Genomic DNA, 17,260 nt, shown 5'->3' with positions numbered 1-17,260 from the left:
CTTTAATCTAAAATACAATAAGTCGGATCAGCGTGAAGTGTAAGTATCACTCCTGTTTCCTTCCTAATAATTTTTTCGATCCTGTCTATTTCATTATGAAGTTCACTGACAGTCAAATTTCCTGGAACCTCAACATGGCAAGACCCTATTATCTGTCCCCTACCATATTGGTGAATATCCAAATGATGCATGCCCTTTATATATTGGCCAGATAATAATATTTCAGAAATCTTTTCTTCTATATGCTCATCAATTCTTTCACCTAATAAATATTTTACTGTTTCATTAAATAAGTCTATACCAGGCTTTATAACAAAAAACGCTACTACAATACCCATTGCAGCATCTAGGTTAAAACTTACAAATCTTTGCAAAAATACACCTAAAATGATTGCGCTGGTTGAAATTATATCATTTCTAGCATCAAGCATTACACCTAGGTTCAGGTCTGATTCTAAATCTTTATATAATTTTGCATTTAACCTATAGATGTATACTTTTATCAAGATACCGGCAAATAATATTATAAAGCTTAATAAACTTAGACCGTTGGGGTTATTATCATTAAAAGACTTTGCAGAATTTATAAAAAGCATAAGTCCCACATAGATAATCACTATCGAAACAAGTAAGGATACCACATATTCTATCCTACCATGCCCGAATGGATGGTCCTTATCGGCTGGTTTTTTAGAAAAACTAGAACCAACTAAGGCCATTATTGAGACTACCGAATCAGAAAGGTTGTTAAAGGCATCATTTAAGATAGCTGTAGACTTACTTACAAAACCTAAAATAATCTTACTTATAAAAAGTATGATATTCATTATTATGCCAATAAGAGACGATACACTTATTAAATCTAGCCTTACATCAGGATTATCTGTATTTTTATAATCCTTTACCAATCTTTTAGCGAGGAAATCAAACAACTATTCTTCCTCGCCTATTTTTTCTAACTTTCTAGTTTGATCTTCTGCTATTAGGGAGTTAATCATATCTTCTATATTTCCATTTAGAAAATCATCTAGTTGGTAAACGGTCTTATTGATCCTGTGGTCGGTTATTCTTCCTTGAGGGAAGTTATATGTTCTTATTCTTTCAGACCTATCACCAGTACCTACCTGGCTTTTTCTGTTATCTGCTATTTCTTTATTTCTTTTTTCTTCTTCTAACTCATAAAGTCTAGCCCTAAGAACTCTCATGGCCTTATCTTTATTCTTTATCTGACTTTTTTCATCTTGTATGGCTACAACCAGACCTGTTGGTATATGGGTAAGTCTTACAGCAGAGTCAGTTGTATTTACAGACTGGCCACCATTACCACTTGACCTATAAACATCCACCCTAATATCGTTAGGATCTATGTGAAGCTCTACTTCATCAACTTCTGGAAGAACTGCAACAGTTGCTGTAGATGTATGTATCCTACCACCAGATTCTGTTTCAGGTACTCTTTGAACCCTATGAACTCCTGATTCGTATTTCAATTTAGAATAAGCTCCCTCACCTCTTACAACAAAGGTAGCATCCTTAATTCCACCTACCCCTTGGCTGTTAACCTCAATATCTTCAGTCTTAAAGCCTGCCTTATCAGCATACATGTTATACATTCTGTAAAGGTCTCCAGCAAAAAGTCCTGCCTCATCACCTCCAGCCCCTGGTCTAATTTCAACAATTACGTCTCTTTCATCGTTAGGGTCCTTTGGTATTAGAAGAATTTGCATTTCATCTTTGAAGACTTCAAGGTTTTTCTTGTTTTCATCAATTTCTTCTTTGAGCATAGCAATCATATCTTGATCATCTGTCTCGTTTAGAAGCTCTTGATTTTCTTCTATTGTATCTTCTGCGTTTTTAATTTCTTCGTATTTTTCAACTACTGGTTTTAGTGAATTGTACTCTTTAGAAACTTTTCTAAATTGATCCATATCTGCTAAAACTGCAGGATCTGCAAGTTTTAATTCAAGTTGTTTGTAATTTTCTCTAACATGTTCTAGATTTTCAAACATAATTTATCCTTTCTGTGCAATAATAAATCTATCAAAATCGTTAAAATCTTTTATGTTTTTTATCTTAATAAAATTTTCATTCTTCAATAATTCATTAATCTCATCTTTTTGATCATAACCTACTTCAAAAATTAGGTGTCCTCCATCATTTAGATAGTTTGGTGCATCTTTTATAATTTGCCTATAGAAATCTAAGCCATCTACACCACCATAAAGGGCTGATTTAGGTTCATAAAAAAGCTCTTTATCGAGACTTTCATAATCTACTTCATTGATATAAGGTGGGTTTGATACTATTAAATCAAATTTGCCTTCAATATTTTCAAATAAGTCAGATTTGATAAAGCCGACATTATTTATATCTAGATGCTCTTTATTTTCATTTGCTAAGCTTAGGGCCTTATCTTCTATATCTGATCCAATGACAAGAGAGTCCTTTAGATTATAGGCAAGACTTAGGGCTATAGCACCACTACCTGTTCCTATATCTAGGATTTTTTTCTTATTAAAGTTAGATTTTATAATATAATCAACAATTATCTCTGTTTCAAATCTTGGTATAAGAGCTCTCGAATCAACCTTAAGCCTTAAATTATAAAATTCCCACCAGCCTATGGCGTATTGGAGGGGAATAGATTCTTTCCTCATATTTATTATATCGTTTAATTTTCTAGATTCTTCTTCTTTTAGGTCTAAATTTTGATTTAAGAGTATAAAAGATTTGGGTTTATCTAAAATATAGGAAAGAGCTATGAGTGTTGTGTTGTAATCTTTTTTTAAAAATTCTGATATTTTCATTATTTTACACAAAAATAAGGTAAGTTGCCTTACCTTATATTTCTTTCTATTATTTTCTACCGTATTTCTTGTTAAATCTTTCTACCTTACCACCACGTTCAGCAGTTCTTTGTTTACCAGAGTAGAATGGGTGACAATTGCTGCAAACTTCTACTTTGATTTCTTCTTCTGTTGAACCTACTGTAAACTCGTTGCCACAAGACACACAAGTTACCTTAGCTTGGTGATATTCTGGATGTAATTCTTTTTTCATAATTCACCTCTATCTTCCATTTCAATAAGCAATTAAAATTATACCTGCTTTGTATACTTAAATCAAGTTATTTAAGGGATGAATTTATCAGTTTAACAAAATCTTCGTTAGATTTTGTCCTTTTCATCCAATCGATTAACTCCAGAATAGATTCTGTTGTATTTAGGTCTGAATTTCTTAGCTTATAAATAGCTTCCATTTCTTCTTTTGATAAAAGAAGATCATCACGTCTTGTTGATGATTTTTCGATATTTATAGCTGGGAATATCCTTCTATTTGATAAACGTCTATCTAGGTGGATTTCCATATTACCTGTTCCCTTAAACTCTTCAAAAATCATATCATCCATCCTAGAACCAGTATCTACTAAGGCTGTAGCTAGTATTGTAAGTGAGCCGCCATCTTCAATATTTCTTGCAGCACCAAAAAATTGCTTTGGACCAACAAGTGCTAGTGTATCAAGACCACCTGATAGGGTCCTGCCTGATTGAGGAGTCATAATATTATAGGCTCTTGCAAGCCTTGTGATGGAGTCAAGAAGAATCACTACATCCTTCTTCTCCTCAACAAACCTCTTAGCTCGCTCTAGGACCATTTCTGCTATGTCTATGTGGTTTTGTGGTGGCATGTCAAAGGTCGATGCAGCTACCTCAGTTCTCATCAAGACATTTTCTGGATCCCTATATTCATTTACAAATCTTATGAAATCTGTTACTTCTTCTGGTCTTTCGTCGATTAGGAGGACCAATATTTTAAGGTCATCGTAGTTTTTTTCTAGGGCTCGTTCTATTTCTTTGATTAGTGTTGTCTTTCCTGCCTTTGGCTGAGAAACTATAAGGCCTCTTTGTCCCCTTCCTATAGGGCTTATTATATCAATTATTCTGCCAGATAAGTGTTTAGAATCTGTTTCTACGCTTATTCTTTCATCTGGATATATAGGTGTTAAGTCTTCAAAAGGTGGTCTATTAAAGGCATCTCCTGGTTTTATACCATTTACACTTGATACAAATATTAAAGGAGAAAACTTATCCTTGTCGTGTTTTTCTCTAGCTATTCCCTCTATGTAGTCTCCGGTTTTTAGCCTAAACATCTTTATTTGCTTAGGTGGGACATAGATATCATCATCACCTGACTCGTAAAGTTGGGTTCTTAAGAATCCAAAACCATCTGGTAATATTTCAAGTATTCCATCACAATCAAATTTAGAACCTAGGTCATTTTCTTTTGCTTCTTGACTTTCTTCTTCCTTATTTTTATTTTCTTCTTCAATAAGTTTTATTAATTCATCTTTTCTATATTTACTAATTGATTCTATGCCTAGGTCTTTAGCTATTTCTCTTAGATCAACTAATTTTTTATCTTTTAAATTATCCATAAGTCTTATAAAAAATCAAGGGGCACAAGGCCCCTATTATTTTTCTTTTTATATCTCTATTTAGTTTTTGGCACTATTTGTGCTACCAAACATTTCGATTTTTTCTTCTACTAGGGCTTGTACTGCATCTGTACCGTCTTTTAGAAGTTTTCTTGGGTCAAAGCCCTTGCCTTGTTGGTCTTTGCCAGCTTCTATATAAGCTCTTGTTGCCTTAGCAAATTCGATTTGGCATTCTGTATTTACGTTGATTTTTGATACTCCAAGGCTGATTGCTTTTTTGATTTGATCACTTGGAATACCTGTACCACCGTGAAGAACTATTGGCATTTTAACTGCATCAGAAATTTCTTGTAGTCTTTCAAAGTTAAGTCCTTGCCAATCAGCAGGATATACACCGTGGATATTACCAATACCAGCTGCTAGGAAGTCTATGCCGCATGCTGCAAGATTTTTACATTCTTCAACATCTGCAAGTTCTCCAGCTGATGCAACTCCATCTTCTTCTCCACCGATTCCGCCAACTTCACCTTCTACTGAGATGCCTTTTTCGTGAGCTAGTTTAACAATTTCTCTTGTTTTTTCAAGGTTTTCATCTATTGGGAAGTGTGAGCCATCAAACATTACTGATGTAAAGCCAGCTTCTATACAAGCTTTTGCACCTTCATATGAACCGTGGTCTAAGTGGATTGCTACAGGAACAGTTATGTTTAGAGCATCGTGAAGATTTTTAACTAGGTCAGCTACTACTTTAAAGCCTCCCATATATTTTGCAGCACCTTCACTTGATGCTATTATAACTGCAGTTTTCTTTTCTTCTGCAGCAAGTAGGATTGCCTTTGTCCATTCAAGGTTGTTTGTATTGAAGTGGCCAATTGCATAACCATTTTCATAAGCTAAGTCTAACATTTCTTTTGCATTTACTAACATTATTTTCTCCTCCGGGCTTATGCCCTAAAATTTATATCCTTTACTACTATGATACCCATTATTGCCTTAGTCTTGCAAATCTTTATAGATATTTTCTATAATTGTCTCTACAGCTTCTTCTTTATTTAGGTTAATATTTTCAAGATCAGATCTTTTTGAATATTCTACTATTCCTTCACTTGCATCCTTACCTACTGTTATCCTATATGGAATTCCTATTAGGTCCCTGTCGTTAAATTTAACACCTGGGCGTTCTTTTCTATCATCAAGAAGAACATCTATCCTAGCATCTTTTAGATTTTTATAAATCTCTTCACCTAGTTCTTTTTGCTCTTCCTTGTTTGGATTTACAATTGTAACTATGGCTTCAAATGGTGCTACAGATGTAGGCCAGATTATTCCCTTATCATCGTGGTTTTGCTCTACAATTGCTGATACAGATCTTGATACACCTATACCGTAAGAGCCCATAACGAATGGTTTTGAAACGCCATTTTGGTCTAGGAAATTTGCCCCAATCGCTTCTGAGTATTTAGTTCCTAATTGGAAGATGTTTCCTACTTCTATACCACGAGCTGATAAGTATTTTCCGCTGCCATCATAAGCATCATCACCTTCTTTGGCTAGGGTTAAATCTTCTGCAATCTCCCCATCAAAATCTCTCTTATAGTTTGCATTTATATAGTGGTAACCAGCCTTGTTAGCTCCCACTACAAGGTTATTAATTTCAGTAAGTGACTTATCAATTATTACCCTTACATCCTTTAGGCCGATTGGTCCTGTATAGCCAGGTTCAGTATATTTTTCTATACTTTCATCATCTGCCATGAAAATTTCGTGCTCTGGCACACCCAGATAGGCAATAAGTTTAGCCATATTTAAGTCCCTATCACCAGGGATAAAGACAAATACAAGCTCTCCTTCTACCAAAAGGTCTACTGCCTTTGCACATTTGATTTTTTCTTCATTTAAGAATTCGCTTACATCTTCTATGGTTTTCTTGTCAGTAGTTTTTACTAATTCCAATTCTTTTTCTTCTTCTTTTATAACCGGAACTATGCTTCTTGCCTTTTCGTCTGTATAAGCCTTATCAGAATTTTCTGTATAAAGGATGACTCCTTCACCACTTTCAGCAAGGGCCATAAATTCGTGACTCTTTCTACCACCCATAGCTCCTGTATCACCTTCAACTATTCTGTAGTCAAGCTTCATTTTGTCAAAGGCATATTCATAAGCCTTCCACATATTGTCATATGCTTTTTCTAGTCCTTCAAAGTCTTGGTCAAAGGTGTAGGCGTCTTTCATTAGGAAATCACGTGACCTATTTATACCAAATCTAGGTCTTTTCTCATCCCTAAACTTATCTACTATTTGGTAGATATTAAGTGGAAGTTGCTTATAAGAATTAAGCTCATCTTTTACTAAATCTACGAAAGATTCTTCGGCTGTTGGACCTAGGGCATATTCTCTGTCGTGTCTGTCTTTAATTTTAAACATCTCAGGACCAAATGTTTCCCATCTGCCTGATGCATCCCAAATTTCTCTAGGTTGTAAGATTGATGTTGATACCTCAATTGCTCCATGGCTATCCATGGCATCTCTAACTATTGCTTCGATTTTATTTATAACCTTTTTACCAAGTGGTAAGAAAGAATAAATTCCTGAAGCTTGACGTCTGATAAAAGCACCTCTGGTTAGAAGTTTGTGGCTTGCTGTTTCTGCATCAACAGGATCTTCTCTTAATGTTGGCATATAATAATTTGATAATCTCATTTAATTAACACTCCTCATTGAAAGACCAATTCTTTCTTTTTTCTTATCTATTTCTATAATTTTTACTGTAACTACCTCAGAGTTTGTCAAAACATCATGAGGATTTTTGATAAACTTATCGGAAATCTCTGATATGTGAACAAGTCCATCTGTTCCTACTCCAATATCTACAAAAGCTCCGAAGTCAGTTATGTTTCTAACTTTTCCTTTAAGTATCATACCCTCTTTTAGGTCATCAAGACTCATAACTTCTTTTTTTGTTAAAACCTCGGGATTATCATCTCTCGGGTCCCTTCCGGGCTTCTTTAGCTCTTTTATGATATCTCTAAGGGTCGGTTCTCCTACCTCTAATTTTTGGGCAGTTTCTTCTATGTTTATCTCATCTAAGTTTAAACCTTCAAGTTTTTTTGCTATCTTGTAGCTTTCAGGGTGGACTCCTGTATTGTCCAAAATCTCGGGTGATGATGGAAATCTCAAAAAGCCTGCAGCAAGCTCGTAGGTTTTCTTTCCAAGTCCTTTTACATCTAAAAGGTCCTTCCTATATTTAATCTTTCCATCCTTAAAATCTTCTTCAATTCTTTTTGCAAGATTTTGATTTAGACCTGATACATATGATAAAAGCTTATAGGAAGCATTATTTATACTAACTCCCACTTCATTTACTGCATCTTCAACCACCTTGGCAAGCTCTAAATCTAGCTTTTTAGCATCAAGGTCATGTTGGTATTGACCAACTCCTATATGTTTTGGTTCAATTTTTACAAGCTCTGCCATAGGGTCTTGGAGTCTTCTTGCCATGGAGATGGCCCCTCTTATTGTTACATCAAGGTCTGGAAATTCTTCTTCTCCAAGGGCTGAAGCTGAGTAAACACTAGCACCTGCCTCATTTACTATAGCATAGCTTACACCTTCTACTTCCTTAAGGAGTTTATTTACAACTAGCTCAGTTTCCCTAGATGCTGTTGCATTACCAAGAGCTATAAGACTTACCCCGTATTTTTCTATCAGACCTTTAAGAATTGCTATCGCTTCTTTTTCTTTCTTATGGGGTTCTACCGGATAAATTACTGCCTTATCCAAATATTTTCCATTTTTATCTACAACAGCTACCTTACAACCTGTCCTAAAACCTGGGTCAAGTCCCATTACAACTTGGCCTTTGATTGGCCTTTGCAACAAATAAGGCTTTAGGTTATCTCCAAAGACTCTAATAGACTCATCGCTAGCTTCTTCTGTAAGCTTATTTCTAAGTTCAGTTGTAATTGATGGAAGCATCAGTCTCTTGTAAGCATCATCGATTGTAGCTTTTACCAAGCCTTCTTGGTAAGAATTATAGGTCTTATCCTGACTTATGAGCTTATAGATTAAGTTTTTGTTATAGTCATCAGTAAACTCAATCTTTACAGTCAATATATCTTCTTTTTCAGCCCTATTTATAGCTAAAATTTGAAAAGATTTCAAATCCTTAAGCTTTTTAGAAAAATCATGGTAATTTTCGTAAAGATTATCTTCTTCTGCCTTAAGCTTGCTCACTAGACATGCCCTCACAAGGCCATCTCTTCTTATAATATTTCTAGCTTCTATTGAATTCGCAATGTCTTCTGCAAGTATATCTAGAGCTCTTATTATAATTTCCTTTTCATCTTCTAAATTTTCTTGCTTATAATTAATAGCTTCCTTTATGGCTGCTTCTTCATCGCTAATATCTGTAAGAAGCTTATCTAAAAACTTATCAAGTCCAAATTCCCTAGCTATATCAGCCCTGGTCTTTCTTCTAGATTTGAAAGGTGCGTAGATATCTTCTAAGATTGTAAGGGTGTTAGTTGCTAAGATTTTTTCTTTTAATTCATCTGTTAGCTGGCCTTTATTATCAATGGCATTTATTATTTCTTCCTGCCTTTTTTCGATATTTCTTAGCTTGTTGAGATTTTTTTCAATATCTCTTATCTCAACATCTGTAAGATTACCTGTGACTTCCTTCCTATACCTTGCTATAAAGGCTACTGTTGAGCCTTCATCCAAGAGTTTGATAACATTGTCTATTGAGTCTTCTTTAATATTTAATTCTTTTGATAAAATTTCTGTAATATTCATAAATCCCTTATAATAAAATAATTTTCAATATATATATAATTAATAAATGCGCTGGATAAAATATATAAAATCCCCACTTGCTAGATTTACCTTTTTGTCCGTTATATAAAAATATGAGTGGTATAGATAAATAAACCATGTAAGGAATATAAACCGCATAGCCTCTAGTGAATCGCGAAAAAGCAAATGACAATAAAATCGCAAGGCCTGTCATTATTTTACTATTTCTTGCAAAATATAATAGACCAATAGCTGTGATTACCTTATAAGTATAGTCAGCGTTTATGGCAATAGCTATTAAGGATACACTTATAAATGACAAACAAATAAGTAATATTTTCTTGAAAGAATCCATTTCTTCAGCTATTTGCCATATATAAAGCATGGTTCCAGCCAAAAATAAGGTAAAAAATACATTTTGCCTTGAAAAGTCAAAAACCGTCCCCGTAAAGGCTAGGTCATAAAATATTTCTGAAATAAAGGCAAAAATTAATAACCTAGCCAAGTATTTTTTAATATCACTTGTTAGTATAATCCCTTGGACTAATAGAAAGGAAAATATTGGCATGGCGATTCTCCCTATTAGCATGAAAGTATCTGCAAGTTTAATATATCCTAAACCATATAATAAAAATGATTGTGCTAGGTGACTTAGAAGCATGGCTGTAGATGCTATTACCTTTAAAGCACTTGTACTTAGAAATCTCCTATCAGATTTCCATGATTTTAATAGTTCTTCTCTGTTTATCATTGGTAGTTCCCTTTAATGAAGTTTATCTTATATTTCGGAAAAATTAAAGATATAGTTTTACCAGCTAAGCTATGATCTTTCTCATTTACTTTATCAATATGACTTGGATCAAAGAAAACCATCTTTAGCTCTCTTGATTTGTTATCATCTATACTTAACTCGAATTTATACCTTTCCCTATCTTCATCATAGGCTAAGAGAATATCCATAAATCTACCATAGTCATAATCATTTATAACTTCAAATTCTAAATCCACCCTGTAGGAGTCATCTTCTAATAAATTAAATTTTGCTTTCTCACTCTTGTAAGAGATTGTTTTTTTTGTATTCAAATCTGTTAGAGTCATTGTAGTTACTAAGTTGTTTGAACTAGCCATCAAATTAATTATATCGGTATTAGAGAGATCTTTTTCAATTTTTTCTATGGGTTCATCAGCTTTTAATTTCTTTTTGAAATTTGACATAGGAATAGGCCCTTTTGAATCTATTTTCTCTTTTGCCTCTTCTATACTACTTTTATTTTTAAGCACTCTTCTATGGCGCTTCTTAGAATTTTTATTATCTGATGATAAATAAGCATCTATATCCGAAAAATCCATCTGGTCGTCTATAACTATATTTTCTTTTTGGCTCAGATATTGATAAGTCGAATATAAGGTCTTAAAAACCATATACAAAAAAGAAAGACTTGTTAAAAGATTTATAATGTTTTTAGGTAAGACATTATTAAAATTAACAAGATTTACGATAAGCATGAGTAAAAAAGGTCTTATCCCAGTAAATTTCACAAAATTCTTTAGGGATGAATCTTCACGCTTTTCTTTCTTTTTAAGCTTAATTAAAATTAACAAAACTCTTATCAAAAAATCTATGAAAGCTGCTATGTAAAGGCCTATCACAATATTGAAAACATAAGGGTAGTTGTTATATATATCAAATGGCAAACTCCTTATACTTAAATCGATTAAAAAGCTTGTTGTCAGTAAAAATAAGCCGCTTTTTCTAAAGGTCTTTGATGCAATATATAGAATGATTAGGACAAGAAAAGCTCCTATTGCAAATCCTATAAATTGATTATTTATTATAAAATTGTAAATTTGCTCTAAAATTATTGAATAGTCCATTTTTGCTCCATTCTAATTATTTAATTCTAACACTATATATTATATAGACGAAATAAAAAAATACTAGTAAAATGTATTTATGCTAGAATAACTCAATGGTAGAGTAACGGTATCGTAAACCGGAAGTTGCAGGTTCAAGTCCTGTTTCTAGCTCCATCTATAAAGGCTAGCTATTTAAAGCTAGCCTTTTTTATAAATTTTCTATATATGCCCCTTCTGGGTCAATTTTAAGTTTTTTTACCTGCCAAGTTGAAAAATCACTTGCCATATTTTTTTTGATATCATCAAAAATATCATCTCTCTTATCTGCTATTAGCATCATTGTAGGACCTGCTCCACTTAAGTAAACACCTAGTGCTCCAAGCTCTAATGATTTATTATATATTTTATCATAGCCTTTTATTAAGGATTTCCTATATGGCTGGTGGATTTTATCATCTAGACAAATTTTTATCAAATCCTTGTCTAAATCTTTTAGGGCAAAGCCAAGAGCAGCCGCTCTTTGTATATTATTTATAGCATCTTTTAGTAGAAGTTTATCAGATATCACATTTCTGGAATCTTCTGTCCTTAGCTTAAAGTCAGGAATTAGACCGATTAATTCAAGATTTTTATTTGGTATTATTTTTTTATGATAAACTCTCTCCCCATCCCTTACACAAAGCAAAAGTCCTCCAAATATTGCAGGTCCTACATTGTCTGGATGGCCTTCTATCTCTACTGCAATATCAAGGGCTAAATCCTTATCAATTTTTCCTTCTAAGATGTAAAGGGCAGCATAAATTCCTGCAACGATACAAGTAGATGAAGACCCAAGACCCCTTGTCATTGGCACTAGCCCATCTATTTCTACCTCTATAGGAATAGCTTCCTTTCCTAGGTAAGAAAAAGTATATTTATAGGCATCTATAACTAGGTTATCATCTCTAAATTCATCACTTTCCCTAAAGTTAAAACTATTAAAAAGATTAAGTGATAAACCATAACTATCAAAGCCACAACCTACATTTGCACTTGTTGCAGGTACCTTGATTATAAATTCCTTCATTTTAATTTCCTCAAAACTTCTTCTTTTAGCTTAGATGGATCGATTATATCCTTATGGATTACTTCCATATCCTTCAAGGCTGATAGATTTTCAGGAACTTCCTTAGCCATAAGCTCTCCTATTTTTTCAAGCTTCTCAAAATCATCATCTCCTCCATCAATTCCTAGGGAATTTAAAACCTTGTCAGGAAACTTAAGAGGATTGGCTGTTGATGCTATTATTGTTTTTGTATCATCGCCTGTTTCTTTTTTATATTTTTCATAAACACTTACAGCAACAGCTGTGTGGGGGTCTATTAAATATTTGTAGGAATCATAAGTACTTTTTATTGCATCTTTTACATCTTCTTCGTCTGCAAAGTTTGCATAGATTAAATCATCATAGTTCTTATCCCAAAGATAAATTTTATCCTTGTTTAAAGATTCCATGGCTTCGGCCACTTTTTTATCGTTTCCATCAGATAGGTGATATAATAGTCTTTCAAGATTTGAAGAAATCAATATATCCATAGATGGAGATGATGTTAAAATCAACTTTCTATTTGAATCATAAGACCCAGTTTCGAAAAAATCTGTTAAGATTTTATTATCATTTGAAGCTATGATCAATTTATTAACCGGAAGCCCCATGTTTTTTGCATAAAAAGCAGCTAGAACATTTCCGAAATTGCCTGTAGGCACAGCAATATTTACCTTTTCACCAAGTTTTATTTTTTTATTTTGTACTAGTCTTAGATAGGTGTAAACATAGTAAACAACCTGTGGGATGAGCCTACCTATATTTATAGAATTTGCCGATGATAATTCATAGCCTTTTTCTAGGATTTTTTTATTAAATTCCTTGTCATTAAAAGCATCTTTTACTGATGTTTGGGCATTGTCGAAATTTCCTTTTATAGCAAAAACATTTAGGTTTTCCCCTTCTTGACTTATCATTTGTAGCTTTTGAATGGCTGATACCCCATCTTTTGGATAAAAGACCATTGCCCTTACCCCATCTACATCCTTAAATCCTTCTAGGGCTGCCTTTCCTGTATCTCCAGATGTGGCAACGAGGATTAAAACTTTCTTATCATCTCCATTTACTTCTAATGAAGCCTTAAGTAAAAAAGGAAGTATTGATAGGGCCATATCCTTAAAAGCATGAGTTATACCATGGTATAGCTCCATTATAAAGGCATTTGTTTCTTTAATCTTTACAACTTCCTCTGGGAATTTTTGATCATAAGCCTTTTTTACAATGATATTTAGCTTATCTCCTAAATCATCAAAATACATCTTTAAAATGTAGCTAGCAAGTTCTCTATAATCTAAATCAATAAGCTTAGATAAGTCTCCTAATGGAGGAAAATTCATTGGCACAAACAGGCCACCATCATCTGCTATAGACTTAATTATAGCTTGGCTTGGATTTATTTGGCTTCTGTCTGTTCTTGTGGATACGTATTTCATTAGTAATTCCTACCTTCAAGTCTAACTATAAGAGAATTAGGATCAGCTTCTAGTCTTTCCTTTAAATCAACATATTTTGCATCCCTTATTAGACTTGCCTTTAATTTATCATCGATAACTTCTTCATCAAAATCATCTAAATTTACAAGATTTCTGTCATATCTTAGATAAAAATCAGCCCTTATATCACTGCTATCTATCTTTCTATTTAGACCTTCGCCAAGTCTTACCTTGGATTGTCTATCAAAAATAATATCTATTATGTCATTTATGATAGCATTGGCTGTAGGAAGCATGCCTGCACCTTGGCCATAAAATTTAAGTTCTCCTACCATATCACCAAAGACAGTAACAGAGTTAAAGGCACCTCTTACAGATGCAAAATATGAGTCTGAATATACTCCTACCGGGGCAACACAGGCCTTAATCTTGTTATCTTCAATATAGGAATCACCTATTAGTTTTATAGTCCTGCCATTATCTTTAAGAATTCTAATATCATCTGCTGTAATTTTAGAAATACCATCTACGAGTATATCATCCTCACTGACTTCTTGCCTAAAAGCCATTGTAGATAGAATTCTTAACTTTCTATGGGTATCAAAACCTTCAACATCTGCACTTGGGTCAGCTTCAGCATATCCTAAATCTTGAGCTTCTTTTAAGACATCGCTATAATCAAGTCCTTCTTCAGTCATCTTAGATAGAATATAATTGCATGTACCATTTAAAATCCCCCTAACCCTAGTGATTTCATTTTCCATTACAAGGTCCCCAAGGGGTTTTAAAACTGGAATCCCTCCAGCAACTGCCGCTTCGTGAAGGAAGTGAAGATTCAAATCCCTAGCAAGGTCATTTAATTCAGGAAAATATTTACTAATAGCAGCCTTGTTTGCCGATACTACATGCTTGCCATTTTTCATAGCCTTAAGCATCATATCCTTAGCTTGATCAACTGATGATGTAACTTCGACAACTATATCTATAGATGAATCATTTATTATTTCATCAAAGTCTGTTGTAAGTAAATTTTTATCAATATCAACTCCATAAGAATCTCTAACTTTTCTAACCAAAACTTTTTTTATTTCAATTTCTGCATTAGTATAGAATTTAATTGAATCTTGTTTTTCTCTAATTAGCTTTACTATCCCCTGGCCAACTGTACCATATCCTAGTATAGCAAGTCCTACTACTCTTTTCACTTCTTACTCCTTGAATATAATTATTTAAGTTTTAAATTTACAAATAAATTATCTTAATATTAATCATCAAAAATATTTTTTCGACTAAGATATTTTCTATAGATAATACCTTAATTTTTGCTTTACTCAAGTATTATCTTAATCTACTACAAACAAGAATTATTTGAGAATTATATTTTGCATATAAAAAGACCCCCAAAGGGGTCTCTTATTCTTTATGTACTATGAAATTATTCTTGGTCGATTGCTTCTACTGGGCAAACTGCTGAGCATGAACCACAATCTATACAAGCATCTGCATCAATTTCAAAAGCAGCATCGCCTTGAGAGATTGCTCCTACTGGGCATTCACCTTCGCATGAACCACAAGAAATACAAGTATTTTCATCTATTCTGTATGCCATAATTTCCTCCTATGTTTATTATATGATTAGTATACAATAATATTCATAATATGTCAAGTAAAACATGAAATTTTATTAAAATATTCTAGAAATCTGATTAATTATTCATAATGATAATTATTATCATCTGTCTTTGCTTATCTCTTCTATCCTATAAAAATCTTCAATTTCCTCATCGCTTTCATCAAGGTTTAACCTAACCTTACACAAACCTCTAATGTAATCATTATCTACCACCGTACCTACTCCATCTACAGTAGAAACTTTATGGCCCTTTTTAGGATGCTCTTTTTTAGCTTTTAGATAATTATCTTCCTCAAAATCTAAGCAGCACATAAGTCTACCACATACTCCAGATATCTTATTTGGATCTAGGGTTATTCCTTGGTCTTTGGCCATCTTTATTGATAAAGGATTAAACTCTGTCATAAAACGAGAGCAGCAAGTTTTTTGTCCACATGAGCCATGAAAATCTTTAAGCTTAGCATGGTCTCTAACACCGATTTGTCTTAACTCAATTCTATTCTTAAATATTGACGCTAAATCTTTTACAAGAGCTCTAAAGTCTACCCTGTTTTCTGATGTAAAATAAAAAGTAATTTTGCTCTTATCGAAACTGTACTCACCTTCAACGATTTTCATATCTAGCTGATGGTCTCTTACTTTTTCTTTTGCAAGCTCCATTGCTTCTTGGGCTTCTTCTTTATTTGATTCATCTATCTCTAAATCTCTGGAGCTTGCCTTTCTTATTACACTTGATAAGTCTTTGTCAAACTTATCCTTGTCAATATCTATATTTGCAAGCGCTACTTCTGCTAGTTCTAGACCATTTGAGCTTTCGACTATCACCTTATCTTTAAAACAAAGGTTTAAATCATTGGCCTTAAAATAATATATTTTGCCAGCATTTTTAAATCTTATTCCAACTACATTCATTTATCTTTCCTGCCTTCTCTATATATATTAAAAAATATATTTTCTATACTTAATTCAAAATTAATATTATTCCTATAAGCAATTTGTATTTCTTCAAGCTTACTGATTAATCTTTCTATAACATTTAAATCCATTTGGCTAAGTTTTTCTAGATTATATGCATAGCTTGATCTGTATGGCTTTTTACTTTTATATTTTAAATCAATTAATCCTTTATAAATTTCAAGGATTGATGATATTAATTCATCTTTTTTATCCTTATAGGCTAATAAATAATCTCTCTCTTTATAATAAAAGGAGAGATTTCCCTCATAAATCTCTCTAATTATATCGGAAAGTCTCTCAAAATCAATATCGTTTTTATAATTTCCATTAGATATACTAATTATTTGACATCTTGACCTTATAGTTTGAAGTAATTTCCCGCTATTATCTGTTGTGAAAATTATAAGTATATAATCCTTAAGCTCTTCAAGACTTTTTAGCATGGCGTTTGCTGCCTCAATCCTCAAATTTTGAGCATTATGGATTATATAAATTTTGATTTTCCCATTTGTAGGTCTAATTACCATATCTTTTATTAGCGTCCTAATTGTAGATATGTCTATTATTTCCTTATCTATTACTGATAAGTCAGAATTTATACTTGACTTTACATCGTAAGAATCAAATACTTCCTTTGCAAAATCTAGGGAGTACTTTAAATTATATCCTACATCCTCTCCTTCTATTATGTAGGCATTAGATAAATTATTATTTGCTAATTGCCTTTCTAATATGGTCATATTTGTACATATTTTTCAACATCAATTATAAATACTGTTGCCCCACCTACACTTATTTCTATAGGTACTGTTGTGCTTATTAGTGAGCTTTCACCTGTAGGATTTATTATTGTTGTAGTGGTATTTCTTTTCTTACAATTCTTTTCTATTATTCCAAGTGCTTCGTCTAATTTAACTTCTTCCACACCTATTAAGAGGGTAGTGTTGCCTTTTTTTAAAAAGCCACCTGTTGTTGAAAGCTTTGTTATCCTATAACCTTCTTCTGTTAGGGCATCGATTAAAAAATTAACGTCTGCATCTTGTACTATAGCTACTAATAATTTCATT

Annotated in this window: 17 protein-coding genes and 1 tRNA gene; 1 reads left to right on the top strand and 17 read right to left on the bottom strand. The window is 32.9% G+C overall.

The window, feature by feature from the left end; translation table 11 throughout:
- Positions 1-2 precede the first annotated feature (2 nt).
- The 10 genes from ACCQ42_RS03950 to ACCQ42_RS03905 form a co-directional block, all read right to left on the bottom strand.
- The gene (locus ACCQ42_RS03950; RefSeq protein ID WP_106460554.1) at positions 3-932 is read right to left on the bottom strand and encodes a cation diffusion facilitator family transporter; all 930 of its coding nucleotides are present in this window, start codon (positions 930-932) and stop codon (positions 3-5) included.
- Entirely contained in the window at positions 933-2,009 is a 1,077-nt protein-coding gene (gene prfA, locus ACCQ42_RS03945) for a peptide chain release factor 1 (RefSeq protein WP_311530565.1), read from the bottom strand.
- Between the two features lie 3 nt (positions 2,010-2,012).
- Positions 2,013-2,807, bottom strand: coding sequence for a peptide chain release factor N(5)-glutamine methyltransferase (gene prmC / locus ACCQ42_RS03940; RefSeq protein ID WP_410035457.1), 795 nt, complete (start codon positions 2,805-2,807; stop codon positions 2,013-2,015).
- A 49-nt stretch (positions 2,808-2,856) separates the two neighbouring features.
- Positions 2,857-3,060, bottom strand: a complete 204-nt coding sequence (gene rpmE, locus ACCQ42_RS03935) for a 50S ribosomal protein L31 (protein ID WP_106460557.1) — start codon at positions 3,058-3,060, stop codon at positions 2,857-2,859.
- Positions 3,061-3,127: 67 nt separating this feature from the next.
- Positions 3,128-4,435 carry a transcription termination factor Rho gene (gene rho, locus ACCQ42_RS03930; protein WP_410035456.1) on the bottom strand — a complete coding sequence of 436 codons (1,308 nt, stop codon included), beginning with the start codon at positions 4,433-4,435 and terminating at the stop codon, positions 3,128-3,130.
- 60 nt (positions 4,436-4,495) lie between these two features.
- Complete coding sequence (fba, locus tag ACCQ42_RS03925; RefSeq protein ID WP_410035455.1) at positions 4,496-5,362, bottom strand: class II fructose-1,6-bisphosphate aldolase; 867 nt, start codon at positions 5,360-5,362, stop codon at positions 4,496-4,498.
- Between the two features lie 66 nt (positions 5,363-5,428).
- The gene (locus ACCQ42_RS03920) at positions 5,429-7,135 is read right to left on the bottom strand and encodes a proline--tRNA ligase (protein ID WP_410035454.1); all 1,707 of its coding nucleotides are present in this window, start codon (positions 7,133-7,135) and stop codon (positions 5,429-5,431) included.
- A complete protein-coding gene (locus tag ACCQ42_RS03915; protein WP_410035453.1) occupies positions 7,136-9,229 on the bottom strand; it encodes a Tex-like N-terminal domain-containing protein in 2,094 nt (697 codons plus the stop codon).
- Positions 9,230-9,236: 7 nt separating this feature from the next.
- Positions 9,237-9,980, bottom strand: a complete 744-nt coding sequence (locus ACCQ42_RS03910) for a TraX family protein (protein WP_410035452.1) — start codon at positions 9,978-9,980, stop codon at positions 9,237-9,239.
- A complete protein-coding gene (locus tag ACCQ42_RS03905) occupies positions 9,977-11,104 on the bottom strand; it encodes a hypothetical protein (protein ID WP_106460563.1) in 1,128 nt (375 codons plus the stop codon). Before ACCQ42_RS03905 ends, ACCQ42_RS03910 begins: the two co-directional genes overlap by 4 nt.
- Before the next feature lie 81 nt (positions 11,105-11,185).
- Here ACCQ42_RS03905 and ACCQ42_RS03900 point away from each other — a divergent pair.
- Positions 11,186-11,260 (top strand) — tRNA-Thr (locus ACCQ42_RS03900).
- A 34-nt stretch (positions 11,261-11,294) separates the two neighbouring features.
- Here ACCQ42_RS03900 and thrB read toward each other — a convergent pair.
- From thrB to ACCQ42_RS03865, 7 genes are all read right to left on the bottom strand, one after another.
- Positions 11,295-12,152, bottom strand: a complete 858-nt coding sequence (gene thrB, locus ACCQ42_RS03895) for a homoserine kinase (protein WP_410035451.1) — start codon at positions 12,150-12,152, stop codon at positions 11,295-11,297.
- The gene (thrC, locus tag ACCQ42_RS03890) at positions 12,149-13,603 is read right to left on the bottom strand and encodes a threonine synthase (RefSeq protein WP_410035450.1); all 1,455 of its coding nucleotides are present in this window, start codon (positions 13,601-13,603) and stop codon (positions 12,149-12,151) included. The genes thrB and thrC overlap by 4 nt, the downstream gene beginning before the upstream one ends.
- Positions 13,603-14,808 (bottom strand): homoserine dehydrogenase, encoded by a 1,206-nt coding sequence (locus ACCQ42_RS03885; RefSeq protein ID WP_410035449.1) that lies wholly within the window; start codon positions 14,806-14,808, stop codon positions 13,603-13,605. Before ACCQ42_RS03885 ends, thrC begins: the two co-directional genes overlap by 1 nt.
- Positions 14,809-15,038: 230 nt before the next feature.
- Complete coding sequence (locus ACCQ42_RS03880) at positions 15,039-15,212, bottom strand: indolepyruvate ferredoxin oxidoreductase subunit alpha (RefSeq protein ID WP_106460567.1); 174 nt, start codon at positions 15,210-15,212, stop codon at positions 15,039-15,041.
- A 123-nt stretch (positions 15,213-15,335) separates the two neighbouring features.
- Positions 15,336-16,148, bottom strand: coding sequence for a PSP1 domain-containing protein (locus ACCQ42_RS03875; protein ID WP_410035448.1), 813 nt, complete (start codon positions 16,146-16,148; stop codon positions 15,336-15,338).
- On the bottom strand, positions 16,145-16,933 hold the full coding sequence (locus ACCQ42_RS03870) for a DNA polymerase III subunit delta (protein WP_106460569.1): 789 nt from the start codon (positions 16,931-16,933) through the stop codon (positions 16,145-16,147). The genes ACCQ42_RS03875 and ACCQ42_RS03870 overlap by 4 nt, the downstream gene beginning before the upstream one ends.
- The gene (locus ACCQ42_RS03865; RefSeq protein ID WP_410035447.1) at positions 16,930-17,259 is read right to left on the bottom strand and encodes a cyclic-di-AMP receptor; all 330 of its coding nucleotides are present in this window, start codon (positions 17,257-17,259) and stop codon (positions 16,930-16,932) included. The genes ACCQ42_RS03870 and ACCQ42_RS03865 overlap by 4 nt, the downstream gene beginning before the upstream one ends.
- Position 17,260 lies beyond the last annotated feature (1 nt).

The organism is Anaerococcus kampingae, from assembly GCF_046365475.1.
GTDB lineage: Bacteria > Bacillota > Clostridia > Tissierellales > Peptoniphilaceae > Anaerococcus > Anaerococcus kampingae.
Note: the sequence above shows the minus strand (reverse complement) of the source record. Positions and strands in the feature narration are given on the sequence as shown.

Excerpts from the sequence above, each read along its gene's own strand:
- rpmE (WP_106460557.1), bottom strand. The coding sequence starts at position 3,060 with ATGAAAAAAGAATTACATCCAGAATATCACCAAGCTAAGGTAACTTGT.
- thrB (WP_410035451.1), bottom strand. The coding sequence starts at position 12,152 with ATGAAGGAATTTATAATCAAGGTACCTGCAACAAGTGCAAATGTAGGT.
- ACCQ42_RS03880 (WP_106460567.1), bottom strand. The coding sequence starts at position 15,212 with ATGGCATACAGAATAGATGAAAATACTTGTATTTCTTGTGGTTCATGC.
- prfA (WP_311530565.1), bottom strand. The coding sequence starts at position 2,009 with ATGTTTGAAAATCTAGAACATGTTAGAGAAAATTACAAACAACTTGAA.
- fba (WP_410035455.1), bottom strand. The coding sequence starts at position 5,362 with ATGTTAGTAAATGCAAAAGAAATGTTAGACTTAGCTTATGAAAATGGT.
- ACCQ42_RS03870 (WP_106460569.1), bottom strand. The coding sequence starts at position 16,933 with ATGACCATATTAGAAAGGCAATTAGCAAATAATAATTTATCTAATGCC.
- ACCQ42_RS03920 (WP_410035454.1), bottom strand. The coding sequence starts at position 7,135 with ATGAGATTATCAAATTATTATATGCCAACATTAAGAGAAGATCCTGTT.
- rho (WP_410035456.1), bottom strand. The coding sequence starts at position 4,435 with ATGGATAATTTAAAAGATAAAAAATTAGTTGATCTAAGAGAAATAGCT.
- ACCQ42_RS03875 (WP_410035448.1), bottom strand. The coding sequence starts at position 16,148 with ATGAATGTAGTTGGAATAAGATTTAAAAATGCTGGCAAAATATATTAT.
- ACCQ42_RS03865 (WP_410035447.1), bottom strand. The coding sequence starts at position 17,259 with ATGAAATTATTAGTAGCTATAGTACAAGATGCAGACGTTAATTTTTTA.
- ACCQ42_RS03915 (WP_410035453.1), bottom strand. The coding sequence starts at position 9,229 with ATGAATATTACAGAAATTTTATCAAAAGAATTAAATATTAAAGAAGAC.
- prmC (WP_410035457.1), bottom strand. The coding sequence starts at position 2,807 with ATGAAAATATCAGAATTTTTAAAAAAAGATTACAACACAACACTCATA.
- ACCQ42_RS03905 (WP_106460563.1), bottom strand. The coding sequence starts at position 11,104 with ATGGACTATTCAATAATTTTAGAGCAAATTTACAATTTTATAATAAAT.
- thrC (WP_410035450.1), bottom strand. The coding sequence starts at position 13,603 with ATGAAATACGTATCCACAAGAACAGACAGAAGCCAAATAAATCCAAGC.
- ACCQ42_RS03910 (WP_410035452.1), bottom strand. The coding sequence starts at position 9,980 with ATGATAAACAGAGAAGAACTATTAAAATCATGGAAATCTGATAGGAGA.